The following is a 19285-nucleotide window of genomic DNA, read 5'->3' on the forward strand; positions in this document are numbered from 1 at the left end:
GGCCCTGCGCCGCTCCGGCGTGCCCCAGTGGAAGCCACCATGACCCTCTCCCCCGCCCGCTCTGTCGCCCTGGTCACCGGCGGCTCCCGTGGCATCGGCGCCGCCATCTCCCGCCGGCTCGCCGCCGACGGCCACGCGGTCGCGATCAACTATGCGGGCCGCCGCGACGACGCCGAAGCCTTGGCGGCCGAACTCGGCGCAGCCGGCGCGCAGGCCATCGCGCTTCAGGCCGATGTCGCCGATCCGCAGGCGGTGCGGCGGCTGTTCGATGCCATCGAAGTCCGCTTCGGCGGCATCGACGTGGTGGTCAACAGCGCGGGCGTACTGCAGTTGGCACCATTGGCCGACACCGACGATGCCCTGTTCGAGCGGGTGATCGGCATCAACCTCAAGGGCGCCTTCAATGTGCTGCGCGAAAGTGCACGACGGGTGCGCGACGGCGGGCGCATCGTCACGCTGTCCACCAGCGTGGTCGGGACCCGGCTGGAGAATTACAGCGTGTATGCGGCCAGCAAGTCGGCGGTGGAGACGATGGGCGCGATCCTCAGCAAGGAACTGCGCGGGCGCAACATCACAGTGAACGCCGTGGCGCCGGGCCCGACCGCTACCGAGCTGTTCCTGGATGGAAAATCGCCGGAGCTGATCGAGCGGCTGGCGAAGATGCCCCCCCTGGAGCGGCTGGGTACGCCAGAGGACATCGCCGGTGCGGTGGCCTTCCTGGCCGGTGCCGATGGCGGATGGATCAATGGCCAGGTACTGCGCGCCAACGGTGGGATGGTGTAGGTCGCGCGGACGGCATCCACGCATGGCGTGGATCGCATCTGCGCGTGGCGCGGGGATTCGGTAGCGCCGAGCCTACGCTCGGCTGCTCTTCGCGCGAAGGCCAGACGCAGCCGAGCGTGGGCTCGGCTCTACAGTTGGGTCAGGCGCTACGGTCCTCGCGGCGCCGGTGTACCCAGTAGTACAGCGTGGGCAGTACCAGCAGGGTCAGCAGCATCGCCGACAGCAGGCCACCGATCACCACCACCGCCAGCGGCTTCTGGGTCTCGGCACCGATCGCATGCGAGGTCGCCATCGGCAGCAAACCGAACATCGCCAGCAGCGCGGTCATCAGCACCGTGCGCAGGCGCTGCAGCGAGCCCTGCACCACGGATTGCAGCAGGTCCATGCCCTGCTCGCGCAGCTGGGCGAAGCGACTGAGCATCACCACCCCGTTCAGTACCGACTGCCCGAACAACGCGATGAACCCGATCGCCGCCGACACCGACAGAGGGATGCCGGTCAACCACAAGGCCAGGATGCCGCCGATCATCGCCAGCGGCACGTTGGCCAGGATCAGCGCCGCGCTGCTGATGTCCTTGAAGGCATCGAACAGCAGCACGAAGATGATCAGCACCGACAGCGGAATCACCCAGCCCAACCGCTTCATCGCACGCTGCTGGTTCTCGAACTCGCCGGACCACTCCAGCCGGTAGCCTTCCGGCAACTGCACGCTGGCCTCCACGCGCTTGCGCATGTCAGCCACCACGCTACCCATGTCACGCCCGGCGATGAAGATGCTCACTGCCTTCACCCGCTGTGCGTTCTCGCGTGAGATGTTGATCGCGCCGCTGGCCATGCGGAAATCGGCCACGTCGGACAGTGTCACCGTGTGGCCATCGCCGATGCCGACCGGGACCGTGCGCAGCCGCTGCAGGTCACGATCGGCATCGTCCAGGCGCAGGGTGATCGGGAACCTGCGGTCACCCTCCCACAGCTCGCCGACCTGGCGCCCGCCCAGTCCAGTCTCGATCACCGCGTCGATATCGCGCACGTTCAAGCCATAGCGCGCGGCGCGGTCGCGGTCGATGTCGATCTGCAGCTGCGGCAGGGAACCGTCGCGATCGATGAACGCGCTTTCCACGCCGTCCACCGCACGCACCTGGGCCAGGATCGCCTGCGCCTGCTGGTTCAGCACGTCCAGATCCGAGCCACTCACCTTGATCACCACCTGGCCCTTGATCTGCGAGATGCTCTCCAGGATGTTGTCGCGCACCGGCTGCGAGATCGAGAACTCCGGCCCTGGAATGCGCTGCTCCAGCGTGCGCTGCAGATCGCTCACCAGCTGCCGCTTGTCCACGCCCTTAGGCCACTCTTCCTCCGGCTTCAACGCCACCAGCGCCTCGATCTGGTTGGCACCCTTGGCATCGGAGCCATCCTCCGGGCGCCCGAGCTTGGCCACCACCGTCGATACCTGCGGGAAGGTGCCGACCAGCTCGCGGATGCGCCGCGACTGCTGCTGCGCCTCGGCCAGGCTGGTGCTCGGGTCGAGCGTTGCGGTCAGCCAGATCGATCCTTCGTCCAGCTCGGGCAGGAACTCCGAACCCAACCGGGTGCCCAGCGCCAGCGTGCCGACCAGCAGCGCAACCGCAGTCAGCACCACCGCACGCGGGCGGGCCAGTGCGCGTTCCAGGATCGGCTTGTACCAGCTGGTCAGGCGGTCCATCAGTGGATTGCCATCGCGCATGCGGTCGCGCCGCAGCCACCAGTAGCAGAACAGCGGCACTACGGTCAGTGCGAGGATCAACGCACCGATCAATGCCGAGGTCACCGAGTACGCCATCGGCGCGAACATGCGGCCTTCCTGTCGCTGCAGGGTGAAGATCGGGATGTGCGCGGCGATGATGATCAGCATCGAGAAGAACGTCGGCCGCCCCACTTCCGATGCAGCTGAAAGAATGGTCGAGAACCTCGCCTTCCGGTCGGCTGCGGAGGGCAGCTTCGACAGCCGCGAAACGATGTGCTCGGTCACGATCACCGCGCCATCGATGATGATGCCGAAGTCCATCGCCCCCAGCGACAGCAGGTTGGCCGGCACGCCCCACAGATGCAGGCCGAGGAAGGTCGACAGCAGCGCAAGCGGCATCATCGCCGCCACGATCAGTGCGGCGCGGGCGTTGTACAGGAACAGCCACAGCACCAGGAACACCAGCACCGCGCCTTCCAGGAGGTTGCGGAAGACGGTTTTCAGCGTGGTCGAGACCAGCCACGAGCGGTCGTAGAACGGCTCGATGCTGACCCCGTGCGGCAGCTGGTTGGCTTCGATCTCCGCGATGCGCGCATGCAGGGCGTCGAGCACGTCGGACGGATTCTCACCCTTGCGCATCAGCACCATGCCGAACACCGCATCGTCATTGTCGTCCTGGCCGACCAGGCCCTGCCGGGGCAGGCCGGTGTCGGCAATGCCGGCCAGGTCGCGCACCAGGATTGGCGTGCCCCCGCGCTGCGCAACCACCACGTTGCCGATGTCCGCCGGCGAACGCATCAGGCCCACGCCACGGATCAGGAACTGCTGCTGGCCGCGTTCCACGTAGCCGCCGCCGGCATTCGAGCTGCCCTTCTCCAGCGCCTCGGCGAACTCACCCAGGCTGATGCCACGGTCACGCAGCTTGTCCAGGTCCGGCTTGACCTGGAAGGTGCGCGCGAAGCCGCCGAAACTGATCACATCGGCCACGCCCGGCACGGTGCGCAGGCTGCGCTCCATCGTCCATTCCTGCACGGTGCGCAACTGGGTCGGCGTCATGTGCGGGCCTTTCAGCACGTACCGGTAGATCTCACCCACCGCCGAACTCATCGCCTCCAGCTCCGGGGTTACCCCTTCAGGCAGCTCCACGCCCTGCAGGCGCTCCAGCACCTGCTGGCGCGCGAAGTAGTCATCGGCCTTGTCGTCGAAGGTCAGGATGATCATCGACAGGCCGAACTGGGTATGCGAGAACACCCGCACCGAATGCGGAATGCCGGACAGCGCCACTTCCAGCGGCATCGTCACCTCGCGCTCGACCTCTTCGGCGGCGCGGCCCGGGTGCAGCGATACGACCGTCACCTGGGTATCGGATACATCCGGGAAGGCCTCCACCGGCAACATGCGGAACGCAGCAATGCCAGCGCCGATGAACAGCAGCAGCGCCAGCATCACCATCAGTGGCTGGCGCAGGCAATAGGCAATCAGGCGATCGATCATGGGGCGGCGTGCCCCGTGCCGGTGCTGGCGGCTGCCGGCGCGCTGTCCACCAGCTGCTGCAGCAGCAGGCCACCCTCGACCACCACCCTGCTGCCCGCCGCCAGGCCTTCACGCACCCACAGGCGGCCGTCACCCAGTTCCTCGGCGTGCACGGCATGGCGCACGAAGCGGCCCTTTGCTTCCTCTACGAACACCACCTGCTTGCCGTCGATCAGCAGCACCGCAGCGTCGGGCAGCGAGACACCGCCCTCGGCCGGCAACGCGACCTGCGCACGCACGTACTGGCCGGCCTTGAATGCCCGTGCCCGGTTGTCCAGCTCGGCGCGCGCCTGCACCACGCGGCGCTCGCTGTCGACGAAGTCATCCACGTGCTGCAGGGTCACCTGCAGCGGCCGTCCATCGGCACCGGCCAGGCTCACCTGCATGCCCGCCCTCAAGCGCCCTGCCTGGCTCTCGGGAACATCCAGCAGCAACCACAAGCGGTCCGGATCGCCAATCACTGCCAACGGCTGTTCGCTGTCGGGGCTGACCGCCATGCCCGGGCTCATCCGCCGTTCCACCAGCACGCCGTCGATGGGGGCGCGCAGCGGCAGGCGCTGGTCGACGTGCAGGCCATTGCCATACGCCTTGGCGAAGGCGGTCGCACGCGCGTGATCGGCCTGGCTGCCGGCAAAGTTGGCCTCGGCCTCGTCCAGTTCACGGCCCGATGCCACACCCGCCGCATGCAGCTCGCGGATGCGATCCAGTTCCCTGCGGGCCTGTTGCAGTTCGGCGCGGCCGCGCACGCCGTCGGCCTGGGCCTGGCCGAACTCGGGCGAAGTGATCCAGGCGATCACCTGGCCCGCCTTCACTTTCTGCCCCGGCTGCGCATCGATACGCGCCACCTGCCCCGCCAATGGCGTGCGCAGTGCACTGGAGCGGGTCTCGTCCCAGGCCACCCGACCCGGCAGCTGCAGGCTGGCGCTGGCGCCGGCGGTCACCGCCTCGCTGCGCAGCACGTCCAGCTGGCGACTGCCGGCCGGAAACTGGATCTGGCCGCCGCTGATCTGCGGCGCGTCCTCGATGTACGAGGCCGGCTCGCGGCCGCAGCCACCCAGCAGCGCCAGCGCCAGCAAGGCCGGCAGCACGGCGTGTCGCGCCCGCAGGCGATGGGCGACAGTGGACTTCATCAGGACTCTCCTTCAGCAACGGATGTGGCCGCTTCCCAGCGCGCCAACGCAATGGCATGGTCGGCACGCGCCTCGATCAGCGCAGCCTCGAAGTCGCGCCAGCTACGGCGCGCATCCAGCAGATCGGTCAGGCTGGCGGCACCGCGGCGGTAGGCCAGTTCGATGCCCCGCACCGCTTTGCGTGCAGCGTCGGACTGCAGCCCTTCATAGTCGCTGCGACGCTGCGCGGCGGACTGCGCGCTGGCCTGCAACTGGTCCAGTTCGGCGCGCGCTTCGCGCTGCAGCACCTGCAGTTCCAGCGCGGCACTGTCACGGTCGGCCTCGGCACGCTGGATCGCGCCGCGTGCACGCGACGGGCCGCCCAGCGGGATGGTCAATGACACACCCCAGGTGACGCCGCTGATGTCGGTCGGCTCGCGTTCGGCTTCCACGCCCAGCTGGACGTCGCGATGGCGCTCGCTGCGCGCCAGTGCCACACCGGCATCGGCCGCGGCCAGGCGCGAACGCGCCGCACGCAGATCGGCACGCTGCTGCGGATCGAACGCGCGCGTTGCGGCAACGGCTGCGGGGTCGGGCCAGGGATCATCGGCACTCAGGTCACCGCTGTCGTCACGGCCGAGCAGCAGGCCCAGCGCATGCCGCGCATCACGCAGATCCAGCACTGCCTCGCGCGCCGCGTCGGCCACCGCCAGGTCGTCCACCGCCAGCCGCGCGCGGTCGACCGGCGCCATCGCCCCGGTGGCAACCTGCTTGTCGGCTGCCGCCATCTGTTCGGCCGAGCTCTGGCGATTGGCCTCGGCAATCTGCACCCGCTCCTGCGCGCGCTTCAGGCCGAAGTAGGCCTCATGCAGCGCTACCTGCTGCCGGCGCCGGGTATCGAGCATCTCCAGCCCGGCCACTTCCAGCAGTGCATCGGCCTGGCGGATGCGCAATGCGCGCTTGCCACCGCGCTCCCAGGTCCAGCCCAGGCCCAGCGTGCTGTCCACCCGCTTGTCCTGCCAGCGCCCCGGGCCGATGCCGTGCTTCGGGCTGATCTTGCTGCTGCCGATCGACAGCTCGGCCGCTGGCCGCAACGCGGCGGCCTGCGCGTCGCCCTGCACCCCGCGCAGCTCCAGCGCCGCCGCACGCAGGTCCGGGTTATGCGCTTCCATGGCGCGCTGCGCCTCCTGCAGGGACAGTGCCGATGCCGCAGGTGCGCACAGGAGGGCAGCCAACACAGCCGCAAGACAAGGGGAGAAATTCATGCGCGTCACGGTAAGGTGACGCACTTGCGCCAATCTTGCCCCAACCTTGCACGAAGCTTGCAATGCGAATCCTGCTGATCGAAGACGACGCCGCCCTGGCCGATGGACTGATCCGTGCCCTGCAGGGCACGGGTCATCTGTGCGACCACCTCTCGCGCGGACTGCATGCACCCGCTGCACTGGCCAGCGCGCCATATGACGTAATGGTGCTCGATCTTTCATTGCCCGACGTCGATGGCCTCGACCTGCTCTCGCGTCTGCGCAACGACGGTGTGACCCTGCCGGTGCTGATCCTCACTGCGCGCGACGGTGTAGAAGACCGTATCCTCGGCCTCGACCGGGGAGGCGACGACTATCTCGCCAAGCCGTTCGCACTGGGAGAGCTGGAAGCACGCCTGCGTGCGCTGTCACGCCGCCGCAGCGACGCACCTGCGCAGAAGCGGTTGGGTCGCCTGTGCTTCGACAGCATCCGCAATGAAGTGCAGGTGGACGGCCAGCGCATCGAACTGACCGCGCGTGAGCTGTCGCTGGTCGAGGCCCTGATGCAGCATCCCGGCCGCACCGTCACCAAGCAGCGCCTGTTCGACGCGCTGTACAGCTGGGACCACGAGGCCAGCCTGTCGGTGATCGAAGTGCATGTCAGCCGCCTGCGCCGCAAGCTGGAACAGGCACGTGCCGGCGTCGGCATCCGCATGCTGCGTGGGCTTGGATACCGCTTGGAGGCCGTGGGTGACTGAGCGCGTGCACAGCCTGCGTGGCCTGCTGCTGAGACGCCTGTGGCTGCCACTGCTGGTGCTGCTGCTGTGCAGCGCGGTGGGTTCGTTCGCGCTGGCCCGTTACTACGCCGGCCAGGTCTACGACCGCTGGCTGCTGGACTCGGCGATGTCGCTGTCCGAGCTGGTGACAGTGCAGGATGGCCGCGCTTCGATCGAGATCACCCCGGCCGTATCGCGCATGTTCACCTGGGACACCGCCGACGAAGTGCATGGCGAGGTGGTCGACGCTGCAGGCGGGCGCCTGTATGGCGACCTGCCCGAAGCACTGCCGCGCCCGGGGAGCGCTGCCGCCGATGAGGGCGCGGTCTACTACGATGCGCGCCTGCGTGGGCAGCCAGTGCGCATGGTCGAAGTCGTGGTCAGCGCCGGGCCGGGCCATGACATCCGGCTGCGCGTGGCCGAGACGCTGCGCAAGCGCCACCGGCTGGAACGCAAGCTGCTGCTGACCAGCATCCCGTTCCAGGCCGCGATCCTGGCACTGGCGGCGTGGCTGGCGTGGTCGGGCACCGGAGCCGCCGCACGCCACGCCAACCTGGTCGCACGGAAGCTGGCCAGCCCGCGGCCGGATCCATTGGCACCGCTGGACCCGGCGCAGGAAGCTCCACGCGAGCTGTGGCCGGCGGTGCAGGCGTACAACGCACTATTGCAGCGACTGGACGCGATGCAGGCGGCGCAACGGCGCTTCGTCAGCAACGCCGCGCACCAGCTGCGAACGCCGCTTGCGGCGATGCAGGTGGAGCTGGAGAGTTCCTTGCGCCAGCATGATCCGCAGGCGCAGCAGCTGGCGCTGTCGGGCACGCTGGCCGGGTTGGCGCGGCTGCAGCATCTGGTCAACCAGCTGCTGATGCTCAGCCGTTCCGAAGATCCCCATGGCAGCGCGCTGCCGCTGCAGCCGCTCGACCTGGCCGCGCTGGCGCGTGGCGTGGTCGAGCGTTACGCCGATCGTGCGTTGGCTGCAGGCGTGGACCTGGGTTACGACGGACCCGACGACAGCGTGCAGATACAGGGCGATCCACAGCTGCTGCGCGAGGCGCTGGGCAACCTGCTGGACAACGCGCTGCGCTATGGCGCCGCGCCCGGAGTGATCACCCTCGGCGTTCGGCAGGAGACCGACGGCGTGCAGGTGTGGGTGGACGATGACGGCGCCGGCATCGCCGAAGCGGAACGCGCGCGCGTCACGGAACGCTTCTACCGGTCCAGCAGCGAGGGCGACGGCTGCGGGCTGGGCCTGGCGATCGTGGCCGAGATCGCGCAGCGGCATGGCGCGATGTTGAAGATCGAAGCGGCGCCGCTCGGTGGCGCGCGCGTGGGGCTGCGGTTTCGCTGAGCGTTGTTGAATTGCCCTTGTAGAGCCGAGCCCATGCCCGGCTGCTCCTGGCACGATGCCTGAGCCGAGCATGGGCTCGGCTCTACAGGTTCCTGGTCACCCGTGAAGCGTGCCGACCAAGGTCGGCACCTACCGAGTGCGCATCACCGGCTCATCGAATACGGCGCCTGCGCGCCCTGTCCCGGCCAGTCCTTGTTCGGCTCGGCCTGCATGCTGAAGCGCAGTTCGCCACCGGCCAGGATCTCGTCATGGCGCAGGAAGGTGCGCTGCAACGGCGTGCCGTTCAACGTCACGCTGCCCACATACGTGTGCTTGTCATCCAGTCCCTCGGCCACGATGGTGAAGGTCCTACCGTTCGGCAGTCGCATCGCGGTCTTCGGCAGGAACGGACGGCCAAGAATGTATTCGCCCGAGCCCGGCGCGACCGGGTAGAAGCCCAGCGCAGTGAACACATACCACGCCGACATCTGGCCGACGTCATCATTGCCGGCCAGGCCATCGGGGCGGTCGGCATACTGGGTATCCATGATCTGCTTCAGGCGCGCCTGCGTGCGCCACGGCTGTCCGGCGTACGAATACAGGTAGGCCACGTGGTGGCTGGGCTCGTTGCCATGTGCGTACCAGCCGATCAGTCCCGTGATGTCTTCCATGTGCTCGAAGATCGACGGATCCACCTTGGCGTTGAACACTTCGTCCAGGCGCGCGAGCAGTTTGTCGCTGCCGCCGTGCGCGGCGGCCAGCCCGGCCACATCCTGCGGCACGTACCACGAATACTGCCAGGCGTTGCCTTCGGTGTAGTCGGTGCCGTAGCCGCTGGCGCTGGGGTCGAACGGCGTGCGGAAGCTGCCATCGCGCTTGCGCGCGCGCATGAAGCCGGTGTCCTTGTCGAAGGCATTGCGCCAGTTGCCTGCGCGCTTGTCGAAGGTCGCCGCGATATCGGCCTTGCCCATCGCCTGCGCCATGCGTGCAATGGTCCAATCGTCGAAGGCGTATTCCAGCGTCTTGCTGGCCGCTTCGCCCTCCTCATCGATCGGCACGTAGCCCAGCTCGCGGTACTGCGCGATGCCGTCGTAGGGGCCGTAATTGGCGGTCTCGACCATTGCCTTCAATGCCTTGTCGGCATCGAAGCCACGAATGCCCTTCACGTAGGCATCGGCGATCACTGGCACGGCGTGGTAGCCGATCATGCACCAGTCTTCCAGGCCATGGAACGACCACACCGGCAGCATGCCGTACGGGCTGTGCTCATGGTGCGCCAGCATCGAATTGACGAAGTCGCTGTTGCGCTTCTCCGGCTGCACCAGCGTCAGCAGCGGGTGCAGCGCACGGTAGGTGTCCCACAGCGAGAACGTCGAATAGTGCGTGAAGCCGTCGGCCTTGTGCACTGCGTTGTCCGAACCGCGGTACTGGCCATCGGCATCCATGAACAGCGTCGGCCCCAGCATCGTGAGGTACAGCGCGGTATAGGCGCTGCGCCGCGCATGTTCCGGCGCGTCGATGTCCAGCACGGACAGCGCCTGCGTCCACTCCTGCTTCGCCTGCGCACGCACGCGGTCGAAATCGAAGTCAGCCACTTCCGCGTCGAGGTTGGCGATCGCGCCGGCTTCGCTGACCGGCGAAATGGCCACCTTCACCACCAGCGGTGCGTCGAGCTTGCCGAATGCGAACGTGCCGACCAGCTGGCGACCCTCGATCTGTGCGCGCTGCGCCGGGTCCTTCTCGCCCGGCGGCGGGAAGCCCTTGTAGACGATGTCCTGCTCGGTGTTGTGCAGTTCATGGCCAGCCAGCGGGCGCGAAAAGCGCATCGCGAAGAACAGCTGGCGGCCCGGCGCCCAGCCGCGGGTTTCGCGGAAGCCGGTCACGGTGCCGTCGGCGCGCACCCGCACCCGCGACCACAGCACCTTGCCCGGGTAGTCGTACATGCTGGTGCGCATGTCCAGCAGCACCTTGGCGTCGGTGCCCTTGGGGAAGGCGTAGCGATGCACGCCCACGCGCGCACTGGTGGTCAGCTCGGCGCGCACCTTGTAGTCGTCCAGGGTGACCGCGTAGTAGCCCGGCTCGGCCTTCTCGTCAGCGTGGCGGAACCGTGAGGCGTAACCGCTGCGTGGCTTCTCCGGATCGCCGCGCTCCAGGCCGGGGTTGCCGGTGAACGGCATCAGCAGGATGTCGCCCAGATCGGAATGGCCAGTGCCGGAAAAATGCGTGTGCGAGAAGCCGACGATGCTGCTGTCGTCGTAGCGGTAGCCGGCCGCCCAACCGTAGGCCTTTTCGCGCGGCTGGATGCGCGTGTCCGGGCTGAGCTGGACCATGCCGAACGGTACCGTGGCCCCCGGGTAGGTATGGCCTTCTCCGCCTGTGCCGATGAACGGGTCGACCGAGCCATAGGCGCGTTCGGCGGCGGATGTCGCCGGAGCCGCCAGCGCTGCCCAGGAGGCAAGCACGGCGGTCGCGGCGAAAGCGATCAGGAAACGACGGTCCAGCATGGGCATCGGCATTTGGATCGATTCAGGTGGTAGTCCGATCCTAGCACCGGCCCTGCCCTGTCGCATGCTGCAGTGCGGCCGCCGGAACCGGCACGATGATTTGCACGTAATTGCATGGCCGGACGACGAGTCGCCTCATAGCCTTGCGGTCTCCCGCTTCCCGATCGGTGCCAATACGGCAATGGATGTCCACACAAGCACTTCTGAAAGACCGCGCCTTCGGAGCGGGAGAAAGCGAGACGAACCATCAATTGGTGCGCAGCGCCTCGATCTGCCCAGGATGGCGCCGCAGCGGACATCCCGCTGCCGGGATTGGAACCCCGTTTTGAGCTACGAGATCTGCTTGCCGTAACTACGGCGGGCGGTGTGCGGCGGCCGCATGGCCCTCCGGCTTTTCTCGTAGCTCAGCCGAAGTTCCAACCTCGCACCGCCCGCCACCCTTGCGGTGGCCCTCGCTTCCCAAGGAGTTCCCGCATGACCCAACGTCCGCTCAGCCCGGCCATGGAGTCGCTGTTCCAGCGCATCGAACACGCCCTCAACAGTGCCGAAGGGATGGCCATCCTCATCGGCGAACAGTACGGCCCCGAGCCGAAACCTCCCGCGCCGATGGGCTATGACGCCAGGCAGATCGCCAATGCGATGGTCATGCTGAGCCAGCATGGCCGGTCGTTGCTGCAGAAGCTGCGTGCGGAAGCGGAAAAGGTGACCTATCACTAGGTCGCCCTGCAGCCGAGCCTGCTCGGCGCCGTGCGCACCGCACGCAGCGATTGCTGCGCTCAATCTGGCAATGCGCCCTGCAAGGTTGCGAGGTCGGCGCTGTCGACTGGCCTCACCACGCGCGCCACTTCCTGGCCGTCATGCAGCAGCACCACGGTGGGCCACAGTTTTACCTTGAAAGCACGCCCCAGCGGCTTTCCCTTGCCATCCTCGATCTTCCAATGCACCAGATCGTGGGCGTCCACAAACGCCTGGAGTGCGGGCTGCGCGGCCTGGCAGTGACCACACCAGGGTGCACCGAACTCGAGCAGCAGCCAGCCCGCCTGAGCTTCCACGTCCGCGCCGGCGGGCTCCGCCGCCGGGTAGTCACGCATGAACGGCATGGTCGTTACCCCGCCAAGACCTTCTGGATGTCCTCCACCGGCGAATTGGTCAGGTCCTTGGCAATGTCGCCCAGCAGGCGGGCCTGGACCTCCTTGTGCAGCAGCGGGCGGATACGGCCCAGCGTGGTCGGGTCGGCCACCAGTACCAGGTGTGCATAGCGGTTGTTCAAGGCATCTTCGTTGAGCTGCTCGGCCACCTGCTTGGCGAACGTCGCCTCGTTGAGCTGGGAGATGGACATGTCCTTCGGCACCGCACCGGCAGGGCCCTGACCGGAGACGCCCTGCTCGCTGATGTCCTGCAGGCGCAGCTCGCCTTCCTGCTTCAACGCCAGCTGATGTTCGCTGCCGACGTTGGTGAACACGCGAGCCGAACCACCGTCGGCGACGATGATCAGCGTGCCTTCGGGAATGCGACGGGTCATGCGATGCTCCTTCTCGATTGCGTTCGGCACTACCGTAGACAGCGCTGCGTGAGGGCTGCGGCCAGAGTTCGTTCAACGCATGTCATCGCATGCAGTGCGGATGAACAGGCGTAATGGAACACAGCGTGCAGATCAGCCCGCTTCGCTGCATGCTCACGCCGATGCCGTTATGATGAACGGATGATCGACACGACCCACTACGTGACGGGCGCACCTGTTACGTGGGAAGCACTGCCGACCGGCGCTTCGCTTGCCACGATGGCTCCCGCCCTGCCCTTCCATCGCCTCGCGCTGGATCCCGGCGGATGACGCTCGCAGGCGCTCTGCCTGCATTCCCACGCTGATGTGACCGCTGGCCGCTGATCGCGCGGCTGCAGCGGTCTGTTTCCGCATGTCCACCGTTACGGCGGCGCGTTGTCGTGCGCGTGGCGCCGTGCGTGCGCAATTCCTCCTTGCCCCGATACCCGTGCACCACCTGCGCCCGCATCGCCGTTTCCGTTTCCCGGGACACACCACACCGTCTATTCCGCACTGCATTTACCAAACAAGGAGTCCCCATGCAGGACAACTCCGATGCATACGCCCATTTCGGCTGGTTCAAGCGCCGCCGCCACCTGAAGGTCGATGAGATCACGGTGGTCGACAAACCCATGCTCAAGCGCGCCGTTGGCGCCGCTGCACTGGGCAACGCGATGGAATGGTTCGATTTCGGTGTGTACGGCTATCTTGCCGTCACCATCGGCCAAGTCTTCTTCCCCTCCAGCAATCCCACCGCGCAGGTGATCGCCGCCTTCGCCACTTTCACCGTAGCGTTCCTGGTGCGGCCGCTGGGCGGCCTGGTGTTCGGGCCGCTGGGTGATCGCTACGGCCGCCAGAAAGTGCTGGCGTTCACCATGATCCTGATGGCGCTGGGCACGTTCGCCATTGGCCTGATTCCCGCCTACGAGCGCATCGGCATCTGGGCGCCGGTGCTGTTGTTGCTGGCGCGCGTGGTGCAGGGCTTTTCCACGGGTGGCGAGTATGGGGGCGCGGCCACCTTCATCGCCGAGTATTCCACTGACCGCAACCGCGGCCTGATGGGCAGCTGGCTGGAGTTCGGCACGCTGGGCGGCTACATCGCCGGCGCCGGTACGGTCACCGCGCTGCACATGCTGCTGAGTAGCGAGCAGATGCTGGACTGGGGCTGGCGCATTCCGTTCCTGGTGGCCGGCCCGCTGGGCCTGCTCGGCCTGTACATGCGCATGAAGCTGGAGGAAACCCCGGCGTTCCGCGCCTTCGCCGAGGAGGCCGAGAAGCGCGAACACGACCGGCCCGGGCTGGGCGCCCTGTTCCAGGTGCATGGCCGCCAGCTGCTGGTATGCATGGGCCTGGTGCTGGTGTTCAACGTGACCGATTACATGCTGCTGACCTACATGCCCAGCTACCTCAGCGTCACCATGGGCTATGCCGAGAGCAAGGGCCTGCTGCTGATCATCATCGTGATGCTGGTGATGATGCCGCTGAACATCGTGGGCGGAATGTTCAGTGACCGTCTGGGCCGCCGCCCGATGATCATCGGTGCGTGCATCGCGCTGCTGGTGCTGGCCATTCCGTGCCTGCTGCTGGTCGGCAGTGGCCATGACGGGCTGATCTTCCTCGGCCTGATGCTGCTGGGGCTGGCACTGGTGTGCTTCACCAGCTCGATGCCGTCCACGCTGCCAGCGCTGTTCTACACCCCGGTGCGCTACAGCGCGCTGTCGATCGCCTTCAACGTGTCGGTGTCGCTGTTCGGTGGCACCACGCCGCTGGTGACTGCGTGGCTGGTGGAACGTACCGGCGACCCGCTGGTGCCGGCCTATTACCTGATGGGCGCGGCGGTGATCGGGCTGGTGACCATGCTGTTCGTGAAGGAGACCGCCGGCCTGCCGCTGCGCGGTTCACCGCCGGCGGTCGGCAGCGAACGGGAAGCGGCTGCGCTGTTGAAGAGCGATGCGCCGGTGACGGTGGACCCGACCTTGCCGCCGCTGCCGGAGGCTTCAGAGCCCGAGCAGGTGAAGCCGGCGTTGTAGAGCCGGGCCCGCGCTCGGCTGCTCTTCGGGGATCAGCCGGGCATGGGCTCGGCGCTACAACGCACGCGCCCTCAATCGCGCGGGCTGTTCAATTCCATCGCACGCATCACGATGGGCTTGGCCCAGCCGGGCGTGTGCAGCAGGTCGGCTACCGCAATCGGGTATTGCAGTTCGCCTGCAGCCATGGCCAGTACCGGCAGCGGCATCACGCAGCCCTGCGCGTCGGCCGGCGCGCTGTTGTCGTAGACGTGCAGTTCGGCCAGGTGCGGCAGCAGCTCCAGCAGGTTCGCGCGCGCGGAATCGAAACGCGCGTGGATCTTCTCCTCCGGGATATCGTGGCCACCGGCCGCCACACGTGCAGCCACACGGGCGATGTGCAGTTCGACATCGGCCAGCCCACAGAACCAGATCGCCACCTGATGCCGTTCGCAGGCCTCACGCAGCAGGCGCGGAATGGTGTTGCCGCCGAGCGTCGTCTCGAAGGCGAAGTCGGTGCCATCGGCCATGGCCTGGCGCAGGCGGCGGGTGCCTTCCTGCCAGGCCTCGGCGTTGGCCTCCGGCAGCGGCCAGCCGGCGTCGACCAGGCGACGGGTGAACGAGTCCGGGTTGAACCAGCTCAGCCCATCGGCGTCCAGCCAGGTGCCCAGCAGCGAACTCTTGCCGGCGCCATTGACGCCGGCCAGCACCAGGATCCGCCCCATCGGTCAGAGTGGACGGCCGAGAGTGACCTTGCGGCCGCGGCGGATCGGCTGGCCCAGCACCTTGCCCAGCCCCTCCCCGCGCTGCAGCCCGGCCAGCTTCTGGTCGAATTCGCTGCGCAGGCGCAGCAGCTCTTCGTTGCGCTCACCGGCATCGCCACCCGCAGCCTTGGCCAGCAGTTCCTGGTAGGTGCGGATGTCCACGATCACCGCTTCCGGGTGATTGTGGTTGGTGATGACCAGCGCCTGCTTTTCGCGCACGGTGCGCATCAGGCTCGGCCAGCCCCGGGTCTTCACCGACGAGGCCGGGGCTTTTTCAAGGCCAGGCAGATCCAGCGGCAGGGTCATGGCACGGCTCCAGACAGGGTGGATGACAGCCACTATACCCAATTTGGCCAAATTGGGGATAAATCCCTTTTCACCCCGGCGCCCCAGCGTCCGGGGCGTCGGTCTGCAGCAGGCTGTCGCGCTCGCGCAGCGGGAAACGGATCCAGGCATCCAGGCCTTGCGGGGTAAAGCTCAGCTCGCCGCTGCCGGCCAGTTCATAGGGCACCCGCTGCTCGATCAGGACCCGGCCCAGGCCTCGCTGGCGTGGCATCTCCCACCCCTCCACCTCGGCATGGCGCTCGCACCAGTGCAGGCCCAGCCACGGCTGCCCGTCCTGCACCTGCAGGTGCCAGCAGACATCGACCCGCCCGTCCCCGTGGGCCAGCGCGCCGTGCCGGAGCGCATTGGTGGCCAGCTCATGGATGGCCAGCGACAGTACTTCGGCCGCCTTCGGTGGCAACAGCACATCCTCACCCTGCAGGTGATAGGCGGCGGCCGCCGGTGTCTGCGCAGCGATCTCCTCCTCGAGCATGCCGCGCAGGCAGACCCCTACATTGGCGCCACGGGTCAACAGGCTCTGCGTGCGCGCCAGTGACATCAGCCGCGCGCACAGGCGCTCGGCATACTCGTCCACGCTGCCGACCGATACGCGGGTCCGCCAGGCAATGGCATGGATGGTCGACATGATGTTGCGCACGCGATGCTGCAGCTCGGCCAGCAGCACCGACTGGCGCTCGGTGGCACGCTTGAGGTCGTCGATGTCCACGGCGATCGCGAACACGCCACTCACCCCGCCATCGGCATCACGCAGCGGTGCGGCGGCGACGCGTGTCCAGCGCGCGCGCCCGTCGTCATGGATGAACTGGAACTCCAGGCCCGGGACCATCGTCTCCCCCCGCAGGGCGCGGGCGATGGCGAAATCGTGGGGTTCGATGCGCGAGCCATCGGGATGCACCCCCTGCCACCGATAGTGGTTGGGGCGATCCGTGGAGGGCACCTTGCCGGTGGGAAGATAGGTCCGCATCTGGTCGTTGGACAGCTGCAGGTTGCCGTCGGCGTCGACAATGCAGACACCCACCGGCAGCACCTTGAAGGCCAGCGCCAACCGGCGGTCGCTCTCACGGCGCCTCTGTTCCTCGCGTTCGCGGGCCGCCTGCGCGACGTGCGCAGCCGTCGTTTCGAACATGGTCACCAGCACGCCGCTGATGCACCCGTCCTCTCCGCGTATGGGACTGTAGGTGATGGTGAACCAGACATCCTCCAAGCGCCCCCGTCGCGCCAGCGGATAGAGCTTGTCCTCATAGGTGATGGTCTCGCCCTGCCACACACGCTGGTAGATCGGGCCGTTGATGTGCCAGACCTCGGGCCAGCACTCGCGCGTCGGCTGGCCCAGTCCGCCAGGATGCTTGTCAGCCAGGATCTCGGCATAGCCATCGTTGTAGAGCTGCACCAGCTGCTCGCCCCACAGCACGATCATCGGGAAGCCATGCGCCAGCATCAGGTCGATCGTGGCGCGCAGGTGCGGTGGCCATCGTTCGATCGCGCCCAGTGGCGTGGATGACCAATCGTGATGGGCAATCCGGGCGGCCATGCCGTCATGGCGCGCATGCGCCTGCAGCGACGGCGGCATGCCCGCCGGGCGCTCAGCGGCCTGGAGGCCTTCGGTGCGACGCGACATACCGCGCAATCAGGCGATGCCCGCAGGGGCCTGCGGCGTCGCCACCAGTCCCGCCAGCTGCTGGACCAGGGCCTCGATGTGATAGGGCTTGGTGCAGCGGGGCGCATCCGCGAAGCGGCTGGGCAGGTTGTCATCGTAGCCAGAAGTCAGCATGAACGGCGTACCCGCTTCGGCCAGCCGGTCGGCCAGCGGGTACACCTGTTCACCACCGAGGTTGATGTCCAGCAGGGCCACATCGATGGGGTTGTCATCCAGCAGCCGGCCGAGTGCCTGCAGGTCCCCGGCCGGCCCCACCACCTGCGCACCCTTCAGCTCCAGGTAGTCCACCAGGAACATCGCGATGGCGAATTCATCTTCCGCCACCAGTACTCTCAACCCTTTCAGGCCTTCTGGCTTGTTGCCCGCTTCCAGCACGACCGGCGCTCCTCGATACACGCGGCCCACCTCCGCCGCAACGGCCGTAGGATGCGCGAACCGGGCTACAAGGGCGCGTGATGATCGATGAAGATCGCAGCCGCGGCGCATTCACTCCGGCATTGCAGCGGTGCGTTCAGAACGCACGCTCCCATTTCAGGCTGAGCAGGCTGCGCTCATGGCTGTACAGCCAACCAACGTTGCTGTCGATGCGGGCGTAGCGCAGGCTCAGGCTGGGCACCAGCCCGCCCACCGCCAGCTGCTCGCTGCGCACGATGGCGATCAGGTTCTGTTCGTCGTCCTGCCTGCGCGCCTGCAGCAACGGACTCCAGGCATCATAGTCACGGTGACGCAACGACACGAACAGCGTGGCCGTGGTGCCACTCCACTGCCGTGCCGCGCCCAGCCGCAGGCCGCGCTGGCGATAGCCGTTGGCCGGGTCGGCTGCGCTGCTGTCGGTCAGGTCCATGCCCGCAAACAGGGTCCAGCGTGGGTTGAGCGCGCGGAACCAGGTGGCATACAGCGCTGCCAGATCCCCATCGTAGTTGTCAGCCAGGCCCGGCTGCCTATGGCGCTGGCGCTTCCAGTCGGCCTCCAGCTTGAGCAGGCTGCGCCCGTCCACGGCGTACTGCCACTCGCCGTGCACGCCACTGCCGCCCTGCAGGGCGTGGTTGCCCAGCGCCTGGTAGTCATAGCTCGGCGCCAGCTGCAGGGTGTGCCGTGCACTGCGCCAGCTGTAACCGGCCTGCACGCTGGCGTTGAGCTCGTTGTATGCACTGTACCCGCGCCATGCCTGACCGAAAGCGAGACCGCGCACGTAAAGTCCATGATGGCCGGCCAACGCCCATCGCCGTTCCAGGTTGGCGTCGTAGTCCAGGCCGGTGGCGCGCTGCGCTTCGGGCAGCGTGCGTTCGATCAGGCAGGTGTCGCCGACGACGAACAGGCAGGTGCGGCTGGCCGAACTGCGGTTGATGTTGTCGCTCCATGCAGGCCCGGCGGCGACCGCACCCTTCCAGCGCCTGCGTGCCTGCAACGCGTCCAGGTAGCTGTCCACGCGTGCGCGCACACCCGCGGTGGCCGGATCGTTGCTGTCGATACCGGCCTTGATTGCACCGAACAATGCCACCGCCGCGCGGTCGCGCTGGTCTTCGGCATAGACGCGCGCCAGTTCAAGGCGGGCGGGCAGGAAGTCCGGCTGCGCTGCCAGCAGCGCTTCGTACTGCTGTGCAGCGCGCGAATGGTCACCGGCCACGCGGGCCAACGCACCCTGCGCATAGTGGCGCAGCAGCGGATCGTGTCCCGGAAGCTCGATGTATTCGGCCAGGAACGCCGCGGCGGCCGGCCACTGCTGGTGCTGCAACGACAGGTAGAGGGCCTGGCCGAGATCATCGACGGTGCGCTCCACCCGCACGGTCTTGCCATCGATGGTGAGCGTCGGCCGTTGCGATTCGGCCTGTTGCAGGCGCTGCTGGTCCTGCTGCTGGTGGCGCAGTTCGCTGCCCTGTTCGAGCACGCGGCGCAGATCGTCCTGCTGGGCGCGCACGTCGGCGGCAACCAGCAGCAGGAACACAAGGAAAATGGGGTGGCGCATGGGCGATC

Annotated in this window: 16 protein-coding genes; 5 read left to right on the forward strand and 11 right to left on the reverse strand. The window is 67.4% G+C overall.

The annotated features are described in order from the left end of the window. The first annotated feature begins 39 nt into the window (after positions 1–39). Entirely contained in the window at positions 40–783 is a 744-nt protein-coding gene (locus KXV01_RS08765; RefSeq protein ID WP_100478411.1) for an SDR family oxidoreductase, read from the forward strand. A gap of 139 nt (positions 784–922) precedes the next feature. Here KXV01_RS08765 and KXV01_RS08770 read toward each other — a convergent pair whose 3' ends face one another. From KXV01_RS08770 to KXV01_RS08780, 3 genes are read right to left on the reverse strand one after another with little or no spacing between them, the layout of a single operon-like run. Then, positions 923–4000 (reverse strand): CusA/CzcA family heavy metal efflux RND transporter, encoded by a 3078-nt coding sequence (locus tag KXV01_RS08770; RefSeq protein ID WP_263467706.1) that lies wholly within the window; start codon positions 3998–4000, stop codon positions 923–925. Next, positions 3997–5169 (reverse strand): efflux RND transporter periplasmic adaptor subunit, encoded by a 1173-nt coding sequence (locus KXV01_RS08775; RefSeq protein ID WP_263467707.1) that lies wholly within the window; start codon positions 5167–5169, stop codon positions 3997–3999. The genes KXV01_RS08770 and KXV01_RS08775 overlap by 4 nt, the downstream gene beginning before the upstream one ends. Then, positions 5169–6413, reverse strand: a complete 1245-nt coding sequence (locus KXV01_RS08780) for a TolC family protein (protein WP_049411546.1) — start codon at positions 6411–6413, stop codon at positions 5169–5171. The genes KXV01_RS08775 and KXV01_RS08780 overlap by 1 nt, the downstream gene beginning before the upstream one ends. A 62-nt stretch (positions 6414–6475) precedes the next feature. Here KXV01_RS08780 and KXV01_RS08785 point away from each other — a divergent pair, with 62 nt between their 5' ends. Continuing rightward, on the forward strand, positions 6476–7150 hold the full coding sequence (locus KXV01_RS08785; RefSeq protein ID WP_049411549.1) for a response regulator: 675 nt from the start codon (positions 6476–6478) through the stop codon (positions 7148–7150). Continuing rightward, positions 7143–8516, forward strand: a complete 1374-nt coding sequence (locus KXV01_RS08790; RefSeq protein WP_263467708.1) for a sensor histidine kinase — start codon at positions 7143–7145, stop codon at positions 8514–8516. The genes KXV01_RS08785 and KXV01_RS08790 overlap by 8 nt, the downstream gene beginning before the upstream one ends. 143 nt (positions 8517–8659) lie before the next feature. On the opposite strand, the gene KXV01_RS08795 is transcribed toward KXV01_RS08790, so the two are convergent. Then, entirely contained in the window at positions 8660–11011 is a 2352-nt protein-coding gene (locus KXV01_RS08795; protein WP_263467709.1) for a GH92 family glycosyl hydrolase, read from the reverse strand. 462 nt (positions 11012–11473) lie between these two features. On the opposite strand from KXV01_RS08795, the gene KXV01_RS08800 reads away from it, so the two are divergent. Next, entirely contained in the window at positions 11474–11716 is a 243-nt protein-coding gene (locus KXV01_RS08800; RefSeq protein ID WP_049439420.1) for a hypothetical protein, read from the forward strand. 59 nt (positions 11717–11775) lie between these two features. Here the strand turns inward: KXV01_RS08800 and KXV01_RS08805 are convergent, their stop codons facing one another. Together KXV01_RS08805 and KXV01_RS08810 are read right to left on the reverse strand one after the other, a co-directional pair. Then, on the reverse strand, positions 11776–12099 hold the full coding sequence (locus tag KXV01_RS08805; protein ID WP_049411557.1) for a thioredoxin family protein: 324 nt from the start codon (positions 12097–12099) through the stop codon (positions 11776–11778). A 5-nt stretch (positions 12100–12104) separates the two neighbouring features. Then, complete coding sequence (locus KXV01_RS08810; RefSeq protein ID WP_049411560.1) at positions 12105–12521, reverse strand: host attachment family protein; 417 nt, start codon at positions 12519–12521, stop codon at positions 12105–12107. Positions 12522–13078: 557 nt separating this feature from the next. Here KXV01_RS08810 and proP point away from each other — a divergent pair. Beyond that, positions 13079–14569: a glycine betaine/L-proline transporter ProP gene (proP, locus tag KXV01_RS08815; RefSeq protein WP_099496046.1), complete on the forward strand. Its 1491-nt coding sequence runs from the start codon at positions 13079–13081 to the stop codon at positions 14567–14569. A 71-nt stretch (positions 14570–14640) separates the two neighbouring features. Here the strand turns inward: proP and KXV01_RS08820 are convergent, their stop codons facing one another. From KXV01_RS08820 to KXV01_RS08840, 5 genes are all read right to left on the reverse strand, one after another. After that, positions 14641–15270 carry an AAA family ATPase gene (locus KXV01_RS08820; protein WP_263467710.1) on the reverse strand — a complete coding sequence of 210 codons (630 nt, stop codon included), beginning with the start codon at positions 15268–15270 and terminating at the stop codon, positions 14641–14643. A gap of 3 nt (positions 15271–15273) precedes the next feature. Beyond that, positions 15274–15615 carry a type II toxin-antitoxin system prevent-host-death family antitoxin gene (locus KXV01_RS08825; protein ID WP_049411569.1) on the reverse strand — a complete coding sequence of 114 codons (342 nt, stop codon included), beginning with the start codon at positions 15613–15615 and terminating at the stop codon, positions 15274–15276. Positions 15616–15685: 70 nt separating this feature from the next. Beyond that, positions 15686–17272, reverse strand: coding sequence for a PAS domain-containing protein (locus tag KXV01_RS08830; RefSeq protein WP_049411572.1), 1587 nt, complete (start codon positions 17270–17272; stop codon positions 15686–15688). Positions 17273–17281: 9 nt separating this feature from the next. Beyond that, entirely contained in the window at positions 17282–17686 is a 405-nt protein-coding gene (locus tag KXV01_RS08835; protein WP_005416747.1) for a response regulator, read from the reverse strand. A gap of 136 nt (positions 17687–17822) precedes the next feature. Continuing rightward, positions 17823–19277: a porin family protein gene (locus KXV01_RS08840; protein ID WP_263467711.1), complete on the reverse strand. Its 1455-nt coding sequence runs from the start codon at positions 19275–19277 to the stop codon at positions 17823–17825. Between the last annotated feature and the right edge of the window lie 8 nt (positions 19278–19285).

Origin of the sequence: Stenotrophomonas sp. Ps181, assembly GCF_025697425.1 — a bacterium.
Lineage (GTDB): Bacteria > Pseudomonadota > Gammaproteobacteria > Xanthomonadales > Xanthomonadaceae > Stenotrophomonas > Stenotrophomonas sepilia.